This is a genomic window from Leifsonia poae (assembly GCF_050632865.1).
GTDB lineage: Bacteria > Actinomycetota > Actinomycetes > Actinomycetales > Microbacteriaceae > Leifsonia > Leifsonia poae_B.
In genome coordinates this window covers 1,370,341-1,388,330 of the sequence record NZ_JBODSA010000001.1, presented here as the reverse complement: position 1 = coordinate 1,388,330, position 17,990 = coordinate 1,370,341, and the positions used below count along the sequence as shown (strand labels likewise).

Below are 17,990 nucleotides of genomic sequence, written 5' to 3'. Positions count from 1 at the left end.
GGATGGCCGACACCGTCAGCTACCGGCCGAAGGCCGGCGAGATCCCGACCCAGCCGGGGGTGTACCGGTTCCGTGACAAGAACCGGCGCGTGCTCTACGTGGGCAAGGCGAAGAACCTCCGCGCCCGGCTCAGCAACTACTTCCAGCCGCTGCGCAGCCTCCACGAGCGCACCCGGCGGATGGTGACCACCGCGTCCAGCGTCGAGTGGACGGTCGTGGGCACCGAGTACGAGGCGCTGCAGCTCGAGTACACCTGGATCAAGGAGTTCAACCCGCCGTTCAACGTCAAGTTCCGGGACGACAAGACGTACCCGTACCTGGCGGTGACCCTCGGCGACCGCATCCCGCGGGTCATGATCACGCGCAACCGCAACATCAAGGACGCGCGCTACTTCGGGCCGTACACGAAGGTCTGGGCGATCCGCGAGACGGTCGACCTGATGCTCAAGGCGTTCCCGATGCGATCCTGCTCCGACGGGGTCTACCGGCGCGCTGAGCTCACGGGACGGCCGTGCCTGCTCGGCGACATCGGCAAGTGCGCTGCGCCCTGCGTCGGGCGCATCACCCCGGAGGACCACAAGTCGCTCGCGATCGACTTCGCGAGCTTCATGGCGGGGAACGACAGCGGTTACTTGCGCGACCTCAACGACAAGATGAAGCAGGCGGCGAGCACCATGGACTACGAGTCCGCGGCGCGCCACCGGGACGCCATCCAGGCGCTGGAGGGCGTGCTCGGCAAGAGCGCCGTCGTGCTGCCGGAGGATGTGGACGCCGACGTGTTCGGCATCGCCCACGACGAACTCGCCGCCGCGGTGACGCAGTTCATCGTCCGCGGCGGCCGCGTGCGCGGTGTCCGCAGCTGGGTGGTCGACAAGGAGCTCGACATGGGACTCGGCGAGCTCGTCGAGACCGTGGTGCAGAACGCCTACGACGGCCCGGACGCGCCGCCGCGCGAGATCCTGGTGCCTGAGCTGCCGGACGACACCGCCGAGCTCGACGAATGGCTCACGCAGCGCCGCCGCGAGACGCCCGACCCGTCCGCCCCGCGCGGCCGGCTCACCGGCCGGGTGGCGCTCCGCATCGCGCAGCGCGGCGACAAGGCGGCCCTCGCCCAGACCGTCGAGATGAACGCGAAGAACGCGCTCGTGCTCTACAAGACGCGCCGCAGCTCCGACTTCGTCGCGCGCTCCAAGGCGCTCAACGACATCCAGGACGCGCTCGGGATGACCGATGCGCCCCTCCGGATGGAGTGCTACGACGTCTCGCACCTCAGCGGCACCAACATCGTCGCCTCGATGGTCGTCTTCGAGGACGGCCTGCCCCGCAAGGATCAGTACCGCCGGTTCAGCATCCCCGAGTCGACGGACGACACCGAGTCGATCTACCAGGTGATCTCCCGCCGGCTGGCGTACCTGAAGGAGACGCCGGCGGCCGTGGTGGAGACGCTGGACGAAGAGACCGCCCTCGACGCCGAGGGCGCGGCGGGCGCCGACGAGGTCGTGGAGGACGCCGCCGAGCGCCGCCGCCGCAAGTTCTCCTATCCGCCCAACCTCCTGATCGTCGACGGCGGCCAGCCCCAGGTCGCCGCCGCGAAGCGGGCGCTGGATGAGTCGGGCGTCACGGGCATCCAGCTCGCCGGCATCGCGAAGAGGCTGGAGGAGATCTGGTTGCCCGACTCCGACTTCCCGGTGATCCTGCCGCGCAACAGCGACGCGCTGTTCCTCATCCAGCGCCTCCGCGACGAGGCGCACCGGTTCGCGATCACCTACCAGCGGGCGCGCCGCAAGCGCGACATCGGCACCGTGCTGGGCGAGATCCCGGGCCTCGGTCCGTCGCGGGTGAAGGAGCTGCTGAAGCACTTCGGCTCCGTCGCCCAGCTCCGCAAGGCGACGCCCGAGCAGATCGCCGAGGTGCGCGGCGTCGGGCCGCGGCTCGCGACCGCGGTGTTCGAGCGGCTGGCCGACGGCGCCGCCGCAGCGGATGCGCAGCCGCAGGACGGCCAACCGGTGGACAGCAGTCGCTAGGCTGGGAGCACAGCAGGAAAGCGGAGGAGACCGGTCGATGGCCACCGACGATGAGACGAACGCAAGCGCAGAGCAGCAGGAAGTGCTCATCGTCACGGGGATGTCGGGCGCCGGCCGCTCGACGGTCGCCAACGCGCTCGAAGACCTCGACTGGTACGTGGTCGACAACCTGCCCCCGCAGATGCTCCGTCCGCTCGTCGAGCTGGCGAACCGCGCCGAGTCCGGGCTGCCGCGCATCGCCGCGGTCGTCGACGTGCGCGGGCGCAACTTCTTCGTCGACCTGCGCGACATGATCCAGAGCCTCCGCGAGGGCACCAAGGTGCGCGTGCTGTTCCTGGAGGCGTCGGATGCGGTGCTCGTGCGCCGCTTCGAGCAGGTCCGGCGTCCGCACCCGCTGCAGGGCGACGGCACGATCCTCGACGGCATCAACGCCGAGCGCACCCGCCTGCGCGAGATCCGCGAGGCGGCCGACATCATCGTCGACACGACCGACCTCAACATCCACCAGCTCGCCACCAACATCACCGACACGTTCGCGGCGGAGGACGCGGCCGACGTCCAGGTCACGGTGATGAGTTTCGGCTTCAAGTACGGGCTGCCCGCCGACGCCGACATGGTCGCCGACGCGCGCTTCCTCCCGAACCCCTTCTGGAACCCCGAACTGCGGCCGCACACCGGCCTCGAGGAGGTCGTGCGCGACTTCGTCCTGACGCAGGACGGCGCGGCCGAATTCATCCAGGGCTACATGGCGGCGCTCAAGCCGATCGTCGCCGGCTACCAGCGCGAGAACAAACGCCACGCGCTGATCGCGATAGGCTGCACTGGCGGAAAGCACCGTTCCGTCGCGATTGCGGAAGAGCTCGCGGCACGGTTGCGCACTTTCCCCGGTCTGGCGGTGAACACCAAACACCGCGACCTCGGCCGTGAATGATCCCGGCCCATCCACCCACGGCATCACCCCCGCCTTGAGACAGTAAGGAATCCGATTGGCTCTCACCGCCGACGTCAAGGACGAGCTCACGAAGGTCGAGGTCGGCAAGACCACCGTCCGGGCAGCTGAGCTGGCCACCATCCTCCGGTTCTCGGGCGGCCTGCACCTCATCGGCGGCCGCATCGCGGTGGAGAGCGAGCTGGACACGCCCGAGCTCGCCCGGCGCGTGCGGAAAGACCTGGCGGAGCTCTACGGCGTCCGCAGCGACGTGTCGGTGACCTCGCCCTCCGGTGTCCGCCGCACCAGCCAGTACCTGGTGCGCGTGCTCGACGGCGGCGAGACCTTGGCCCGTCAGACCGGCCTGCTGGACGCTCGACGCCGCCCGATCCGCGGCCTCCCGAACCGCCTCACCACCGGCTCCCGCGAAGAGCTTGCGGCGGTGTGGCGCGGGGCGTTCCTCGCCAGCGGATCGCTGACCGACCCGGGCCGCTCGGCCGCGCTGGAGGTCACCTGCCCCGGCAACGAGGCGGCGATGGCCCTCGTCGGCGCCGCCGGCCGCATCGGCATCGCCGCGAAGGCGCGCGAGGTGCGCGGCGTGCACCGCGTCGTCATCCGCGACGGCGAGGCGATCAGCGCGATGCTCGTCGCCATGGGCGCCGCGCAGACGGTGGCCAATTGGGAGGAGCTGCGCCAGCGCCGCGAGGTCCGCGCAAACGCCAACCGCCTCGTCAACTTCGACGACGCCAACCTGCGCCGCTCCGCGCAGGCCGCCGTCGCCGCCTGCGCGCGCGTCGAGCGTGCGCTCGAAATCCTCGGCCCCGACGTGCCGAAGCACCTGCAGTACGCAGGCGAACTGCGCCTCGCCCACCGCGACGCGAGCCTGGACGAGCTCGGCCACCACGCCGACCCGCCGATGACGAAGGACGCGGTCGCCGGCCGCATCCGCCGCCTCCTCGCGATGGCCGACAAGCGCGCCTCCGACCTGGGCATCCCGGGCACGGAGGCGAGCCTCCCGGCCGATCTGGACGGGGTGTAGTTTTCAAACGTCGAACCCCAACCACAAGTGGAGATGAGTAATGGCTGACTACACGCTGCCTGACCTGCCGTACGACTACTCGGCCCTCGAGCCGAACATCAGCGGCCGGATCATGGAGCTGCACCACGACAAGCACCACAAGACGTACGTGGACGGCGCCAACACCGCCCTCGCGAAGCTCGCAGAGGCCCGCGACGCCGACGACCTGACCTACGTCAACAAGCTGGAGAAGGACCTGGCGTTCAACCTCGCCGGCCACGTCAACCACACCGTGTTCTGGAACAACCTCTCGCCGGACGGCGGCGACAAGCCCGTCGGCGAGCTCGCGGCCGCGATCGACGAGTTCTTCGGGTCGTTCGACAAGTTCCGCGCCCACTTCACGGCGTCGGCGCTCGGCATCCAGGGCTCCGGCTGGTCGATCCTCGCGTGGGACTCGCTGGGCCAGAAGCTCATCATCGAGCAGCTGTACGACCACCAGGGCAACCTCGCCGCGGCGACCGTCCCGCTCCTCATGCTCGACATGTGGGAGCACGCCTTCTACCTCGACTACGTGAATGTGAAGGCGGATTACGTCAAGGCGTTCTGGAACATCACCAACTGGGGCGATGTCAACGACCGCTTCCTCCGTGCGCGCGAGAAGACCGCGGGTCTGCTGCTACTGTCGTAGGCAGGATGGCGTCCCGGGAGGGAGCCTCCCGGGACGCCGACGTCCGCAACAACCACCCACCAAAGTGCGCCGTCCGGCGCCCATCGAGTAACTGGAGACATCTGTGTCCGTAAAGATCGGAATCAACGGATTCGGTCGCATTGGTCGTAACTACCTGCGCGCCGCCCTCGCGAAGGGCAGCGACCTCGAAGTCGTCGCGGTCAACGACCTCACCGACAACAAGACGCTCGCGCACCTGCTCAAGTACGACTCGATCACGGGCCGTCTGGACGCCACCGTGGAGCTCGACGGCGACAACATCGTCGTCAACGGCAAGCCGATCAAGGTCCTCGAGGAGCGCGACCCCGCCAACCTCGGCTGGGGCGACCTGGGCGTCGACATCGTCATCGAGTCGACCGGCCGCTTCACCAAGGCCGACGACGCGCGCAAGCACCTCCAGGCCGGCGCCAAGAAGGTCATCATCTCCGCTCCGGCGACGGGCGAGGACGCCACGTTCGTCATGGGCGTCAACGAGCACCTGTACAACCCGGAGACCGACAACATCATCTCCAACGCGTCGTGCACCACGAACTGCCTCGCGCCGCTCGCGAAGGTGTTCAACGACGAGTTCGGCATCGAGCGCGGTCTGATGACCACGGTCCACGCCTACACCGCCGACCAGAACCTCCAGGACGGCCCGCACTCCGACCTCCGCCGTGCCCGTGCCGCCGCGATCAACATCGTGCCGACCTCGACCGGCGCTGCGAAGGCCATCGGCCTGGTGCTCCCGGAGCTGAAGGGCAAGCTCGACGGCTTCGCCCTCCGCGTGCCGGTGCCCACCGGCTCCATCACCGACCTGACCGTCACGGCTTCGCGCCCGGTCACCGTCGACGAGGTCAAGGCCGCGTACAAGAAGGCAGCCGAGGGTCCGCTCAAGGGCATCCTGAAGTACACCGAGGACGAGATCGTCTCCAGCGACATCGTCTCCGACCCGCACTCCTCGATCTTCGACTCGGGTCTGCTGCGCGTCATCGGCGACCAGGTCAAGCTCTCGAGCTGGTACGACAACGAGTGGGGCTACTCCAACCGTCTCGTCGACCTGACCGAGTACGTGGCCGAGCGCCTCTAACGACAGGGAACCGACGTGACGCTCCGCACACTCGACGCACTCGGTTCGCTCGCCGGCAAGCGGGTCGTCGTCCGCTGTGATCTCAACGTGCCCCTCGAGGGCTCGAAGATCACGGACGACGGCCGCGTGCGAGCGTCGATTCCCACCCTGAACGCCCTGATCAATCAGGGCGCGAAGGTGGTCGTCATCTCCCACCTGGGCCGCCCCGAGGGCGCGCCCGACGCGAAGTACAGCCTGGCGCCGGTCGCCCAGCGGCTCTCGGAGCTGCTGGGCAAGCCGGTGACCTTCGCGAAGGACACCGTCGGCGGCGGCGCCGCTGACGCCGTGGCCGGACTGAAGGACGGCGACGTCGCCCTGCTCGAGAACCTTCGCTTCAACCCGGGGGAGACCGCGAAGGACGACGCCGAACGGAAGGCGTTCGCCGAGAAGCTGGCCGCCTTCGGCGACGCCTTCGTGTCCGACGGCTTCGGCGTCGTGCACCGCAAGCAGGCGAGCGTGTACGAGCTCGCGCAGCTGCTGCCGAGCGCGGCGGGCACGCTCATCGAAGCCGAGCTCGACGTGCTCGACCGGCTGACCGAGAATCCCGAGCGCCCCTACGCGGTCGTGCTCGGCGGCTCGAAGGTGTCCGACAAGCTCGGCGTGATCGGCCACCTCCTGCCGAAGGTGAATTCGCTGCTCATCGGCGGCGGGATGCTGTTCACGTTCCTCGCGGCGCAGGGCCACAAGGTGGGCTCGAGCCTGCTGGAGGCCGATCAGATCGACACGGTCAAGGGCTACCTGGCCAAGGCCGAGGAGCTGGGTGTGGAGCTGGTGCTTCCGCGCGACGTGGTCGTGGCCTCGAAGTTCGGCGCCGACGCGGAGCACGTGGTGCGCCCGATCGACGCCATCGAGGACACCGACTGGGGCGACAAGGGCCTCGGGCTCGACATCGGCCCGGAGACCGCAGAGCTGTTCTCCGAGTACGTGCGCGGCGCGAAGACGGTGTTCTGGAACGGTCCGATGGGCGTGTTCGAGCTCGCACCGTTCGCCGCCGGCACCAAAGCGGTCGCCCAGGCGCTGACCGAGGTCGACGGCCTGAGCGTCGTCGGCGGCGGCGACTCGGCCGCGGCCGTCCGTGCGCTCGGCTTCCGCGACGACCAGTTCGGTCACATCTCGACGGGCGGAGGCGCGAGCCTCGAATTCCTCGAAGGCAAGCGACTCCCCGGACTGGAGGTCCTCGGATGGCAGCAGTGAGCCCGTCGGTGCGGCGTGTGCCGCTCATCGCCGGCAACTGGAAGATGAACCTGGACCACCTCCAGGCGATCGCGTTCGTGCAGAAGCTGGCGTGGACGCTGAAGGACGCGAACCACGACTTCTCCGCGGTCGAGGTGGCCGTCTTCCCGCCGTTCACCGACCTCCGCAGCGTGCAGACGCTGATCTCGGCCGACAAGCTCCCGCTCGCCTTCGGCGGCCAGGACGTCTCCGAGCACGAGTCCGGCGCGTACACCGGCGAGATCTCCGCCGCCTTCCTGGAAGCGCTTGAGACCCGCTACGTGATCATCGGCCACTCCGAGCGGCGCACGCTGCACGGCGAGACCGACGAGCAGGTGGCCGCCAAGGTGGCCGCATCCTTGAAGCACAACATCGCGCCGATCATCTGCGTCGGCGAGACGGCGGAAGACCTCGAGGTCCACGGTGCGAGCGCCGTGCCGGTCGCGCAGCTGCGCGCCGCGCTGTCGAAGGTCGACTCGGCCGCCGACATCGTCGTGGCCTATGAGCCCGTGTGGGCGATCGGTTCCGGCCAGGCGGCGACGCCGGAGCAGGCCGAACAGGTCTGCGCCGCGCTGCGCGCCGTGATCGCCGACGTGCTCGGCGATGACGTGGCGGCCAAGACCCGCATCCTCTACGGCGGATCGGTGAAGTCGGGCAACATCGCCGGCTTCATGCGCGAGCCCAACGTCGACGGCGCGCTGGTCGGCGGGGCGAGCCTCGACGTCAACGAGTTCGCCGCGATCGTGCGGTACCAGAAGCACGTCGGCCTCTGAGCGGCCCGCGAGTTATACTGGTCGTTGGTTTTCCCCGGGCTCGGCCCGGTCGCTTCCCGAAAGGTTCCCCGTGCTCATTCTCCAGGTCGTCCTGCAGGTGCTGCTGGGCATCACCAGCCTCCTGCTGACGCTGCTCATCCTGCTGCACAAGGGCCGCGGCGGTGGCCTCTCCGACATGTTCGGCGGCGGTGTCACCTCCAACCTCGGCGCGTCCGGTGTCGCGGAGCGCAACCTCAACCGGATCACGGTCATTCTCGGGCTCATCTGGATCACGTGCATCGTGGTCCTCGGCCTGATCACCAAGTTCAGCGCCTAAGCGCTGGGAAGAGGGGAAACACTATGGCTTCCGGAGGAAGTGCCATTCGTGGCTCGCGCGTCGGCGCGGGCCCCATGGGGGAGCAGGACCGCGGTTTCCACGCGGAGCGCATCGCCATCTCGTACTGGGACGCTCTCGGCAACGAGACCGTCCGCTACTTCGCGGCGAACCTCCCCGAGGAGGAGATCCCCGACGTCATCGACTCGCCGTCGACCGGTCTGCCGGCCGGCCGCGACAAGGAGAACCCGCCGTCGGTCGCCAAGACCGAGCCGTACAAGACGCACCTCGCCTACGTGAAGGAGCGCCGCAGCGAGGAGGAGGCCGAGCAGCTGCTCGAGGACGCCCTCAACCAGCTCCGCGCCCGCCGCGGTCGTCCGACCAGCAACTGACGCGACTCTCGCACGAAGGCCGTTCACCCGATGGGTGGACGGCCTTCGTCGTGCGGCTAGACTGCGTCCCACAGCAGGAGGTGGCACATGCGCGGACCCGCCGACGACCGGATGCCCGCCTCCCGCGCGCTCGGGGACGAGGTCGGACGGCTCAGCCTGGTGGCTCTCCTCGACGAAGCCGTGGATCGCGCCGAGCAGGCGGAGGCGCTGCTCACCCGTCACGAGAACGGCGATGCGCTGGGCAGCGGGGAGGCCCGTCACTGCCTGCGCCTCCGCGTGGCCTTCGCGGAGCTGCAGCGCTGGGTCGACGACCTCGATCTGCCAACCGAGCAGACGGAGGTGCGAGACGAGGCCTCGCGGCTGCTTGCCTTCTACCTGCACCTGCTGACGCACGCCTTCGAGCGCGGAATCGGTCCGCTGGGCCGGGATCGCCTCGCCATCCGCAGCCGCGGCCCGCTGACCGGAGCCCCCGCCGCGCGCCTGGCGACCCTTCGCGAGCGCGTCCGCGCCGCGGCCTGACCGGGCCAATGCTTTTGTAGATAATTGTCTACGGTCTGGGATAGCGTTAGGGCTATACCGTGAAGGGATGCTCATAGCGATGACCGAAGAACCCCAGGCCAAGGAGATCACCGTAGGCCAACTGCGCCAGAACCCCACGCGCATGCTCGCCGACGTACAGGATGGCGCCGTGTACACGATCACGACCCACGGCCGTCCTATCGCGGATGTGGTCCCTCACTCTGCGTCCGCTTGGGCGGCGATCGACGAGGTCCGAGACTTCCTCGCGCGACCGGGAGACGTCGACTGGGCGAACGAGCTGGAGGGTCACCGCGCCGAGCAGCAGATGCGGGACCCGTGGGCATGAGGGCCCTCCTTGACACCAACGTCCTCATCCGCGGAAGGTATGAAGCGCCGGCGTCCGTGACTGAGACGGCGATCTCATCCGTCAGCTACGCCGAACTCGAGTTCGGCCTCGCCCGGCCGGACCTCGATCCCGTGGTCCGGTCGGAGCGGCGGTTCGAGCTGGCCGAGATCCGACGCCATTACGGCGCAGGCTTGCCGTTCGACGATCGGGCGGCCGCGTACTACGGGCACATCATCGAATCGGTGTACGCCCGTGGTCGCAATCCACGCGGGCGGATCGCCGATCTGATGATCGCCGCGACCGCACGGGCCCACGACGCGGTCATCGTCACGCACAACGCGGCGGACTTCGCGGGTCTGGAGCGGATCGTCCGCATCCTCCCTGCGTAGTCCGCCGCGTCGGGCGGTGCGTCAGTACGACGGCGCGATCAGCTGCTCGGGCACGTCGACCGCGGCGTCCTTGTCCACGAAGAACACGGTGCGCTTGCGGCCCTTGGCGCCCGCGACGGGCACCTCGGTGTAGCTCGCGCCCGCGAGGGCGAGGCCGAGGGCGCTCGCCTTGTCGCTGCCGGCGAGCACCAGCCAGATGCGGTCGGAGGAGTTGATGACGGGACGCGTGAGGCTCAGCCGCTGCGGCGGCGGCTTCGGCGACTCGCGCTCGGCGATCACCGACACCTCCGTCTCGCGGATGCCCGGCCGGTCCGGGAACAGCGACGCGATGTGCCCGTCGGGACCGACGCCGAGGAAGGTGATGTCGAACTTCGGCACCCGCCAGTCCTCGTGCCCGAACGCCTCGAGCTCGGCCGCGTAGACGCGGGCCGCCTCGTCGATGTCGGGGATCTCGTCGGACGCGGGGAAGGGGTGGACGTTCTCCGGCGGCACCGCGATGTGGTCCAGCAGGGCCTCACGCGCCTGGCGCTCGTTCCGCTCGGGGTCGTTCCGCGGCACGAACCGCTCGTCTCCCCACCAGAAGTGCACCTTCGACCAGTCGATGGTGTCGCGGGCGGGGAGGCGTTGACCGCCTCCAGCACCGCGATCCCCATCGTGCCCCCGGTCAGCGCGATGTTCGCGCGGCCGAGGTCGTCGAGGATGTCGATCGTCTTGGTGAGGAAGCGCGCGGCCACCGACGCGGCCAGAGCTTCCTTGTCGGGGTGAACGAGCACCCGCCGTTCGTTCGTCATGCCCTGGCGCCTGCTCCTTCGTCAGCGGTCTCCAGCAGTGCGAGACCCTTCGTGATCACCTCGCCGTAGAGGTCGTCCGGGTCCAGCCTACGCAACTCCTCGGCCAGGCAGTCGCGCAGGTTGCGGCGTGGCAGGGCGAGATCGTGGGTGGGCTGTCCCGGCTGCGACAGGCGGGCGACGTTCGGGACCTCGCGCTCCAGCTCGATGACGCCGGACGCGCGCTCCATCTTCACACCGTGGATGCCGCCGGAGCCGATCTTGCGCGAGGCGAGGTCGTACTGCACGGGCACCTGCAGCCGCAGGCGCAGCCACGCGGCGAGGAGGAGGGTGGAGGGGGAGTCCGCCGCACCGGCCACCTCGACGGAGGTGATCGGCTCGTACGGCGGCTGGTCGAGCACGGCCGCGAGCTGGGCGCGCCACAGCGTGAGGCGGGTCCAGGCGAAGTCCGTGTCACCGGGTGCGTACGTCTTGCCGAGGTGGAACAGGAAGTCCTGCGGGTTCGGCTGAGCGGAGGCGTCGGTGATGCGGCGGGTCGCGATGCGGCCCAGCGGGGAGTGGGACGCCTTCTCGGGCGCGATCCCCGGCCACCAGACCACGACCGGCGCGTCGGGGAGGAGCAGGCCGGTGACCAGTCCCTCCTCGTCGCTGGCGGTCTCGCCGTAGGCGCGGAGCACGATGACCTCGCTGGCCCCGGCGTCGCCGCCGACGCGGATCTGCGCGTCGAGGCGGGCTTCGCCCTTCTTGCGCTCGTCGTCCTCCTCGGTCGAGACCACGATGACGCGCATCGGGTGCTCGCGGGAGGCGTCGTTGGCGGCCTCGATGGCCTCCTCCTCCTGCCCGAGGTGGGTGGCGATGATCAGCGTGAGCACGCGGCCGAGGGCGACGGCGCCGCCCTCTTCGCGGATCTTGACCAGGGCCTTCGAAATGTTGCTGACGGTCGTCGCGGGAAGGTCGACGATCATGGACGCCTCCAAACGCGGCCGTCGCGCTCCAGGAGCTCGTCGGCCGATTTCGGGCCCCAGGTTCCGGGGCGGTACTGCTCGGGCTGGCCCTGCGTGGCCCAGAAGTCCTCGATCGGGTCGAGGATCTTCCAGGACAGCTCGACCTCCTCGTGGCGGGGGAACAGCGGCGGGTCGCCGAGCAGCACATCCAGGATCAGCCGCTCGTACGCCTCCGGGCTCGCCTCTGTGAAGGCGTGGCCGTAGCCGAAGTCCATGCTCACGTCGCGCACCTGCATGCCGGCGCCGGGGACCTTCGAGCCGAAGCGGATGGTCACACCCTCGTCGGGCTGCACGCGGATGACGAGCGCGTTCTGACCGAGCGCGCTGGTCTGCGACTCCGCGAAGAGCTGCTGCGGAGCCCGCTTGAACACGACCGCGATCTCGGTCACGCGACGGCCGAGGCGCTTGCCCGCGCGCAGGTAGAACGGGACGCCCGCCCAGCGGCGGGTGCCGATCTCGAGCTTGATGGCCGCGTATGTCTCCGTGGTGGAGTGCGGGTTCATCCCGTCCTCCTCGAGGAAGCCGACGACCTTCTCGCCGCCCTGCCAGCCGCTGCCGTACTGGCCGCGCGCCGTGGACGTGGAGAGGTCCTTCGGCAGCCGGACGGCGGCGAGCACCTTCTCCTTCTCCGCGCGCAGGTCTGCCGCGTTGAACGAGATGGGCTCCTCCATCGCGGTGAGCGCGAGCAGCTGGAGCAGGTGGTTCTGGATGACGTCGCGCGCCGCTCCGATGCCGTCGTAGTAGCCGGCACGGCCGCCCACGCCGATGTCCTCCGCCATGGTGATCTGGACGTGGTCGACGTAGTTGGCGTTCCAGATCGGCTCGTACAGCTCGTTCGCGAAGCGCAGCGCCAGGATGTTCTGGACGGTCTCTTTGCCGAGGTAGTGGTCGATGCGGAACACCGAGTCCGGCGGGAACACCGTCTCGACGACGGCATTAAGCTCGCGCGCGGACTGCAGGTCGTGACCGAACGGCTTCTCGATGACGACCCGTCGCCAGCCCTCGCCGGACTGGTCGGCGAGGCCGGACCGCTTCAGCTGCTCGGTCACGATCGGGAACGCCTTCGGCGGGATGGACAGGTAGAACGCGTGGTTGCCCATCGTTCCGCGCTCGGCGTCCAGCTGCTCGACGGTCTCCTTGAGGCGCCGGAACGCATCGTCGTCGTCGAACTCACCCGGAACGAACCGGATGCCCTGGGCGAGCTGCTGCCACACGTCGTCGTCGAACGGCGTACGGGCGTACTGCTTGACCGCGTCGTAGACGACCTTCTCGAAGTCCTGGTCCTCCCAGTCGCGCCGGGCGAACCCGACGAGGGAGAACCCGGGCGGCAGCAGGCCGCGGTTCGCGAGGTCGTACACCGCGGGCATCAGCTTCTTGCGCGACAGGTCACCCGTCACTCCGAAGATGATGAGGCTGCTGGGCCCCGCGATGCGATTCAGTCGGCGGTCGGAGGGCAACCGCAGCGGGTTGAACTCCGGGGTGATCTCCACCGGTGACAAGTGTCTGATCTCCTTAGTCGAGGGTCAGTTGACGGCCTCGAACAGCGAGACGACATCCGCCTCGGGGTTCGTGAGCGTCAGGGTCAGCACCGGACGGCCGTGCTCGCCGAGGACGCTCGCGTCGCCGGCGGCCTGAGCCTGGATGAGCTGACCGAAGGTGAAGGGACGGCCGGGGATCTCGAGGTCTTCCGGAGCCGTCGCCGTGATCTGGAGGAACACGCCGACCGCCGGACCGCCCTTGTGGAACTGACCGGTGGAGTGAAGGAAGCGCGGACCCCAGCCGAAGGTGACCGGGCGGTTCGCCTTGGCCGCGAGCAGGTCGCGGATTCCGGCGAGCTGGGGGAGGGCGAGCCGGTCGACGTAGGCCTGCACCGCGACGTAGCCGTCCGGGCCGAGCTGCGCGAGCAGCGCGTCCACAGCAGCGTCGAGGGTGTTCGCCTCGCCGAGGAAGGACCCGGTGGTGCGGACCTCGATGCCGCCCGCGGTGAACGCGGGGGCGACGGGCTCCGGCCGGTTGTCGAGCAGGGCGCGCGCGGCGACCTTGGCGGCCTCCACGTCCGGCTGGTCGAACGGGTTGATCCCGAGCAGGCGGCCCGCGACCGCGACCGCGTACTCCCACACGATGAGCTGCGCGCCGAGGCTGCCGGAGACCAGGATCTCGCCCTCGTGGCGGTCGGCCGGGAACAGGTGGTGCGCCTCCGCGTTGGCGACGAGGCGGACGACCTGCAGGTCGGCCGGCTTCGACTCCAGCTCAGGAGCCAGCGTGTCGAGCACGACCGGGAGAAGCCCCGTGCCCTCCTTGCCGGTGGACTCGGCGATCAGCTGCTCGGCCCAGTCGGCGAAACCGACGATGTGGGTGCCGTCCGCGACGATGCCGAGCTTGTCCTTGAGCGGGCTGGTGCCGGCGATCGCGGCGCCCAGCACGAGACCCGGGTTCTGCTCGTTGTCGACGGCGAGCTCGATCTGCGTGGCCTCGGCCTCGTCCAGCAGCTCGGAGATGTCGACGCCGGCGAGGCCCGAGGGGACCAGGCCGAACGCGGTCAGCGCCGAGTAGCGGCCGCCGACGTTCGGGTCGGCGTTGAAGACGCGGTAGCCGGCCTCGCGGGCGGACTGGTCCAGCGGCGAGCCGGGGTCGGTCACGACGATGATGCGCTCACGCGGGTCGATGCCCGCATCCTGGAACCACTTCTCGTAGACGCGCTTCTGGCTGTCGGTCTCGAGCGTGGAGCCCGACTTCGACGAGATGACCACCGCGGTGGCCTCGAGCCGGTCGCGGAGCGCCGAGAGCACCTGGCCCGGGTCGGTCGAGTCGAGCACGGTGAGCTCGGCCTCGGCCGTCCGGGTGATGACCTCCGGTGCGAGCGACGAGCCGCCCATGCCGCCGAGGACGATGTGGTTCACGCCCTTGGCGTGCAGCTCCTCGCGCAGCGCGACGATCTCCGGGACGAGCGGGCGCGAGATGGCGACCGCCTCCGTCCAGCCGAGGCGCTTGCTGGCCTCGGGTTCGGCGGCCGGGCCCCAGAGGGCCGGGTCCTGGGCGGTGATGCCGGACGCCACCTTGTCGGCGACGAGCTGGGGCACCACGGTGCGGACGGCCTCGGCCGCCGCACCGGTGACGTGGATGCGGAACGTCACTTGGCGGCTCCCTCGAGGGCGTTCTTCACGGTCTCGACGAGCTCGTCCCAGGAGACGATGAACTTCTCGACGCCCTCGCGCTCCAGGAGCTCGGTGACCTCGTCGTAGCTGATGCCGAGGTCGGCCAGCTTGTTGAGCACGTCGTTCGACTCGGCGTAGGTGCCGGTGACGGTGTCGCCGGTGATGTTGCCGTGGTCGAACGTCGCGTCCAGCGTCTTCTCCGGCATGGTGTTGACCACGTTCGGAGCGACCAGCGACTCGACGTACAGCGTGTCGGGCAGGCTCGGGTCCTTGACGCCGGTGGACGCCCAGAGAGGGCGCTGCTCGTTGGCGCCGGCGGCGACCAGCTGCTTGGCGCGGTCGGTGGCGAACTCCTTCTCGTAGACCTCGTAGGCGAGGCGGGCGTTGGCGATGCCCGCCTTGCTCTTCAGGCTCTCGGCCTCGTCGGTGCCGATGGCCGAGAGGCGCTTGTCCACCTCGGTGTCGACGCGCGAGACGAAGAACGAGGCGACCGAGTGGATGCCGGAGAGGTCGATGCCCGCCTCCTGGGCCTTCTCGAGGCCGGTGAGGTAGGCGTTGATGACCTCGCGGTAGCGCTCGAGGCTGAAGATCAGGGTCACGTTGACGCTGATGCCCGCCGCGATGGTCTCGGTGATGGCCTCGAGGCCTTCGACCGTCGCCGGGATCTTGATCATGACGTTCTGCTTCTGGATCTTGTCCGAGAGCTTCTTCGCGGCGTGGATGGTCGCCTGCGTGTCGTGGGCCAGCCCGGGGGCGACCTCGATGGACACGCGGCCGTCGACGCCGTTCGAGCGCTCGTAGACCTCGTAGAAGATGTCGCTCGCGTTGGCGACGTCGTCGGTGGTGATCTCGAAGATCGCGTCGTCGACGGAGACGCCGGCGGCGGCGAGCTGGCGGACCTGCTCGTCGTACGCCTCGCCCTTGGAGAGGGCGGCGGCGAAGATCGTCGGGTTCGTGGTGACGCCGACGACGTTCTTCTCGGCGATCAGCTTCTGCAGGCCGCCGGAGTTGATGCGCTCACGGGAGAGGTCGTCCAGCCAGATGCTGACACCCGCGGCCGACAGAGCGGCGGTGGGGGTCTGGGTGGTGGAGGTGGTGTCGGTCATTTTCTTCTTCTTCTCCTCTTGCCCGCGCTCAGAGCGACGCGAGCGATTCCTTCGCGGCGGACACCGCGTGCTCGGTGGTTATCCCGAACTCGCGGAACAGGGTCTTGTAGTCGGCGGACGCGCCGAAGTGCTCGATGGACACGCTGCGGCCGTGGTCGCCCACGATCTTGTCCCAGGCGAGCGCGAGGCCGGCCTCGATGGAGACGCGGGCCTTGATCTCGGCGGGGAGCACCTTCTCCTGGTACTCGGCGGGCTGCTCGGCGAACCACTCCAGGCTCGGGGCGGACACGACGCGGGCGTTGATCCCCTCGCCGCGCAGCACCTCGCGGGCCTCGAGCGCGATCTGCACCTCGGAGCCGGTCGCGATGAAGATCACGTCCGGCGTGCCGCCCGGCGCCTCGGCCAGGATGTACGCGCCCTTCGCGACGTTCGACGCCGACGCCAGGGTGTCGCCCTCGGCCTCGCCGTCGCCGCGCTCGAACACCGGGATGTTCTGGCGGGTCAGCGCGATGCCGGCCGGGCCCTGACGACGCTCCAGCATGGTCTTCCATGCCCAGGCGACCTCGTTGGCGTCGCCGGGGCGGACGACCGTGAAGTTCGGGATGGCGCGCAGCGTCGACAGCTGCTCGATCGGCTGGTGGGTCGGGCCGTCCTCGCCGAGGGCGACGGAGTCGTGCGTCCATACGAAGATCGACGGGATGTTCATCAGCGCGGACAGGCGCAGCGACGGGCGCTGGTAGTCGCTGAAGATGAGGAACGTGCCGCCGAACGGACGGGTCGGGCCGTGCAGCACGATGCCGTTGATGATCGCGGCCATCGCGTGCTCGCGGATGCCGAAGTGCAGCACGCGGCCGTAGGGGTTGCCGGTCCACTCGTGGGTCGAGCGCTCGCTCGGCACGAAGGACGGCGCGCCCTCGATGGTGGTGTTGTTCGACTCGGCGAGGTCGGCCGAGCCGCCCCACAGCTCCGGCATGGCCGGCGCGATGGCGTTCAGGACCTTGCCGCTCGCGGCGCGGGTGGAGACGTCCTTGCCGGGCTCGAAGACCGGGATGACGCTCTCGAGGTCGGGCGCCTCGCCGGACAGCAGGCGGTCGAGGAGCTGCTTGCGCTCCGGGTTCGCGGCGGCCCAGGCGTCGAAGCCCTTCTGCCACTCGGCGCGCTGCTCGGCGCCGCGCTCGACGGCCTTGCGGGTGTGCTCGATGACCTCGTCGGCGACCTCGAAGGTCTGCTCCGGGTCGAAGCCGAGGACTTCCTTGACGGCGCGCAGCTCGTCGGCGCCCAGGGCGGAGCCGTGGATCTTGCCGGTGTTCTGCTTCTTGGGCGACGGCCAGCCGATGATCGTCTTCAGGATGATGAGCGACGGCTTGTCGGTGACGGCCTTGGCGTTCTCGATCGCCTGGTACAGCTCCTCGACGTCCTCCTGGTAGACGCCGGTCTTCTTCCAGTCGACGACCTGGACGTCCCAGTGGTACGCCTCGTAGCGCTTCTGGACGTCCTCGGTGAACGCGATGTCGGTGTCGTCCTCGATCGAGATCTGGTTGCTGTCGTAGATCGCGATCAGGTTGCCGAGCTCCTGGTGGCCGGCGAGCGACGAGGCCTCGGAGCTGACGCCCTCCTCCAGGTCGCCGTCCGACGCGATCACGTAGACGTAGTGGTCGAACGGGCTCGTGCCGGGCGCGGCGTCGGGGTCGAAGAGGCCGCGCTCGTAACGCTCCGCATAAGCGAAACCGACGGCGGAGGAGATGCCCTGACCGAGAGGTCCGGTGGTGATCTCCACGCCGTCGGTGTGTCCGTACTCGGGGTGGCCGGGGGTGAGGGAGCCCCACGTGCGGAGCGCCTTGAGGTCATCGAGCTCGAGACCGTAGCCGCCCAGATAGAGCTGGATGTACTGGGTCAGCGAGGAGTGTCCCGCCGAGAGGATGAAGCGGTCGCGGCCGAGCCAGTGCTGGTCGTGCGGGTCGCGGCGCATCACCTTCTGGAAGAGCAGGTAGGCGGCGGGGGCGAGGCTCATGGCGGTGCCGGGATGCCCGTTGCCCACCTTCTCCACCGCGTCGGCCGCGAGAACGCGAGCCGTGTCTACCGCCTTGTTGTCAATGGGATCCCACTGCAGTGCTGCCACGTTGAAAACTGACCCTTCGTAGATATGGTGAGGGTCGTCGTGGAACCCGCACCGGTTGAGGTAGTGCGC

At 69.3% G+C, this 17,990-nt stretch carries 17 protein-coding genes and 1 pseudogene; 12 read left to right on the top strand and 6 right to left on the bottom strand.

Features of this window, described 5'->3' with window-relative positions; translation table 11 throughout:
• The first annotated feature begins 2 nt into the window (after positions 1 to 2).
• The 12 genes from uvrC to ACRAWB_RS06950 all read left to right on the top strand — a co-directional run bounded on the left by uvrC (position 3) and on the right by ACRAWB_RS06950 (position 9,749).
• Entirely contained in the window at positions 3 to 2,024 is a 2,022-nt protein-coding gene (gene uvrC, locus ACRAWB_RS07005; protein ID WP_431352651.1) for an excinuclease ABC subunit UvrC, read from the top strand.
• 37 nt (positions 2,025 to 2,061) lie between these two features.
• Positions 2,062 to 2,955, top strand: a complete 894-nt coding sequence (gene rapZ / locus ACRAWB_RS07000; protein ID WP_431352650.1) for an RNase adapter RapZ — start codon at positions 2,062 to 2,064, stop codon at positions 2,953 to 2,955.
• Positions 2,956 to 3,010: 55 nt separating this feature from the next.
• Positions 3,011 to 3,991, top strand: coding sequence for a DNA-binding protein WhiA (whiA, locus tag ACRAWB_RS06995; RefSeq protein WP_431352649.1), 981 nt, complete (start codon positions 3,011 to 3,013; stop codon positions 3,989 to 3,991).
• A 40-nt stretch (positions 3,992 to 4,031) separates the two neighbouring features.
• Positions 4,032 to 4,658 carry a superoxide dismutase gene (locus ACRAWB_RS06990; RefSeq protein ID WP_064109144.1) on the top strand — a complete coding sequence of 209 codons (627 nt, stop codon included), beginning with the start codon at positions 4,032 to 4,034 and terminating at the stop codon, positions 4,656 to 4,658.
• Between the two features lie 103 nt (positions 4,659 to 4,761).
• Complete coding sequence (gap, locus tag ACRAWB_RS06985; protein WP_431352648.1) at positions 4,762 to 5,766, top strand: type I glyceraldehyde-3-phosphate dehydrogenase; 1,005 nt, start codon at positions 4,762 to 4,764, stop codon at positions 5,764 to 5,766.
• A gap of 15 nt (positions 5,767 to 5,781) precedes the next feature.
• Positions 5,782 to 6,999 carry a phosphoglycerate kinase gene (locus tag ACRAWB_RS06980; RefSeq protein WP_431352647.1) on the top strand — a complete coding sequence of 406 codons (1,218 nt, stop codon included), beginning with the start codon at positions 5,782 to 5,784 and terminating at the stop codon, positions 6,997 to 6,999.
• Positions 6,987 to 7,790: a triose-phosphate isomerase gene (tpiA, locus tag ACRAWB_RS06975; protein WP_363809118.1), complete on the top strand. Its 804-nt coding sequence runs from the start codon at positions 6,987 to 6,989 to the stop codon at positions 7,788 to 7,790. Before ACRAWB_RS06980 ends, tpiA begins: the two co-directional genes overlap by 13 nt.
• A gap of 70 nt (positions 7,791 to 7,860) precedes the next feature.
• Positions 7,861 to 8,106, top strand: coding sequence for a preprotein translocase subunit SecG (gene secG, locus ACRAWB_RS06970; protein WP_018191139.1), 246 nt, complete (start codon positions 7,861 to 7,863; stop codon positions 8,104 to 8,106).
• Between the two features lie 23 nt (positions 8,107 to 8,129).
• Positions 8,130 to 8,495 carry an RNA polymerase-binding protein RbpA gene (locus tag ACRAWB_RS06965; protein ID WP_431352646.1) on the top strand — a complete coding sequence of 122 codons (366 nt, stop codon included), beginning with the start codon at positions 8,130 to 8,132 and terminating at the stop codon, positions 8,493 to 8,495.
• 87 nt (positions 8,496 to 8,582) lie between these two features.
• Positions 8,583 to 9,014, top strand: coding sequence for a hypothetical protein (locus tag ACRAWB_RS06960; RefSeq protein ID WP_431352645.1), 432 nt, complete (start codon positions 8,583 to 8,585; stop codon positions 9,012 to 9,014).
• 79 nt (positions 9,015 to 9,093) lie between these two features.
• Positions 9,094 to 9,360 (top strand): type II toxin-antitoxin system Phd/YefM family antitoxin, encoded by a 267-nt coding sequence (locus ACRAWB_RS06955; RefSeq protein WP_431352644.1) that lies wholly within the window; start codon positions 9,094 to 9,096, stop codon positions 9,358 to 9,360.
• Entirely contained in the window at positions 9,357 to 9,749 is a 393-nt protein-coding gene (locus tag ACRAWB_RS06950) for a PIN domain-containing protein (protein ID WP_431352643.1), read from the top strand. The genes ACRAWB_RS06955 and ACRAWB_RS06950 overlap by 4 nt, the downstream gene beginning before the upstream one ends.
• A 21-nt stretch (positions 9,750 to 9,770) precedes the next feature.
• Here ACRAWB_RS06950 and pgl read toward each other — a convergent pair.
• From pgl to tkt, 6 genes and pseudogenes are all read right to left on the bottom strand, one after another.
• Positions 9,771 to 10,540 (bottom strand): annotated as a pseudogene (gene pgl / locus ACRAWB_RS06945) (6-phosphogluconolactonase).
• The gene (locus tag ACRAWB_RS06940; protein WP_431352642.1) at positions 10,537 to 11,502 is read right to left on the bottom strand and encodes a glucose-6-phosphate dehydrogenase assembly protein OpcA; all 966 of its coding nucleotides are present in this window, start codon (positions 11,500 to 11,502) and stop codon (positions 10,537 to 10,539) included. Before ACRAWB_RS06940 ends, pgl begins: the two are co-directional and overlap by 4 nt.
• Entirely contained in the window at positions 11,499 to 13,040 is a 1,542-nt protein-coding gene (gene zwf / locus ACRAWB_RS06935) for a glucose-6-phosphate dehydrogenase (protein ID WP_431352641.1), read from the bottom strand. The genes ACRAWB_RS06940 and zwf overlap by 4 nt, the downstream gene beginning before the upstream one ends.
• Positions 13,041 to 13,064: 24 nt before the next feature.
• Positions 13,065 to 14,675 carry a glucose-6-phosphate isomerase gene (locus tag ACRAWB_RS06930; protein ID WP_431352640.1) on the bottom strand — a complete coding sequence of 537 codons (1,611 nt, stop codon included), beginning with the start codon at positions 14,673 to 14,675 and terminating at the stop codon, positions 13,065 to 13,067.
• On the bottom strand, positions 14,672 to 15,802 hold the full coding sequence (tal, locus tag ACRAWB_RS06925) for a transaldolase (protein WP_431352639.1): 1,131 nt from the start codon (positions 15,800 to 15,802) through the stop codon (positions 14,672 to 14,674). The genes ACRAWB_RS06930 and tal overlap by 4 nt, the downstream gene beginning before the upstream one ends.
• A gap of 28 nt (positions 15,803 to 15,830) precedes the next feature.
• Entirely contained in the window at positions 15,831 to 17,921 is a 2,091-nt protein-coding gene (tkt, locus tag ACRAWB_RS06920) for a transketolase (RefSeq protein WP_431352638.1), read from the bottom strand.
• Positions 17,922 to 17,990 lie beyond the last annotated feature (69 nt).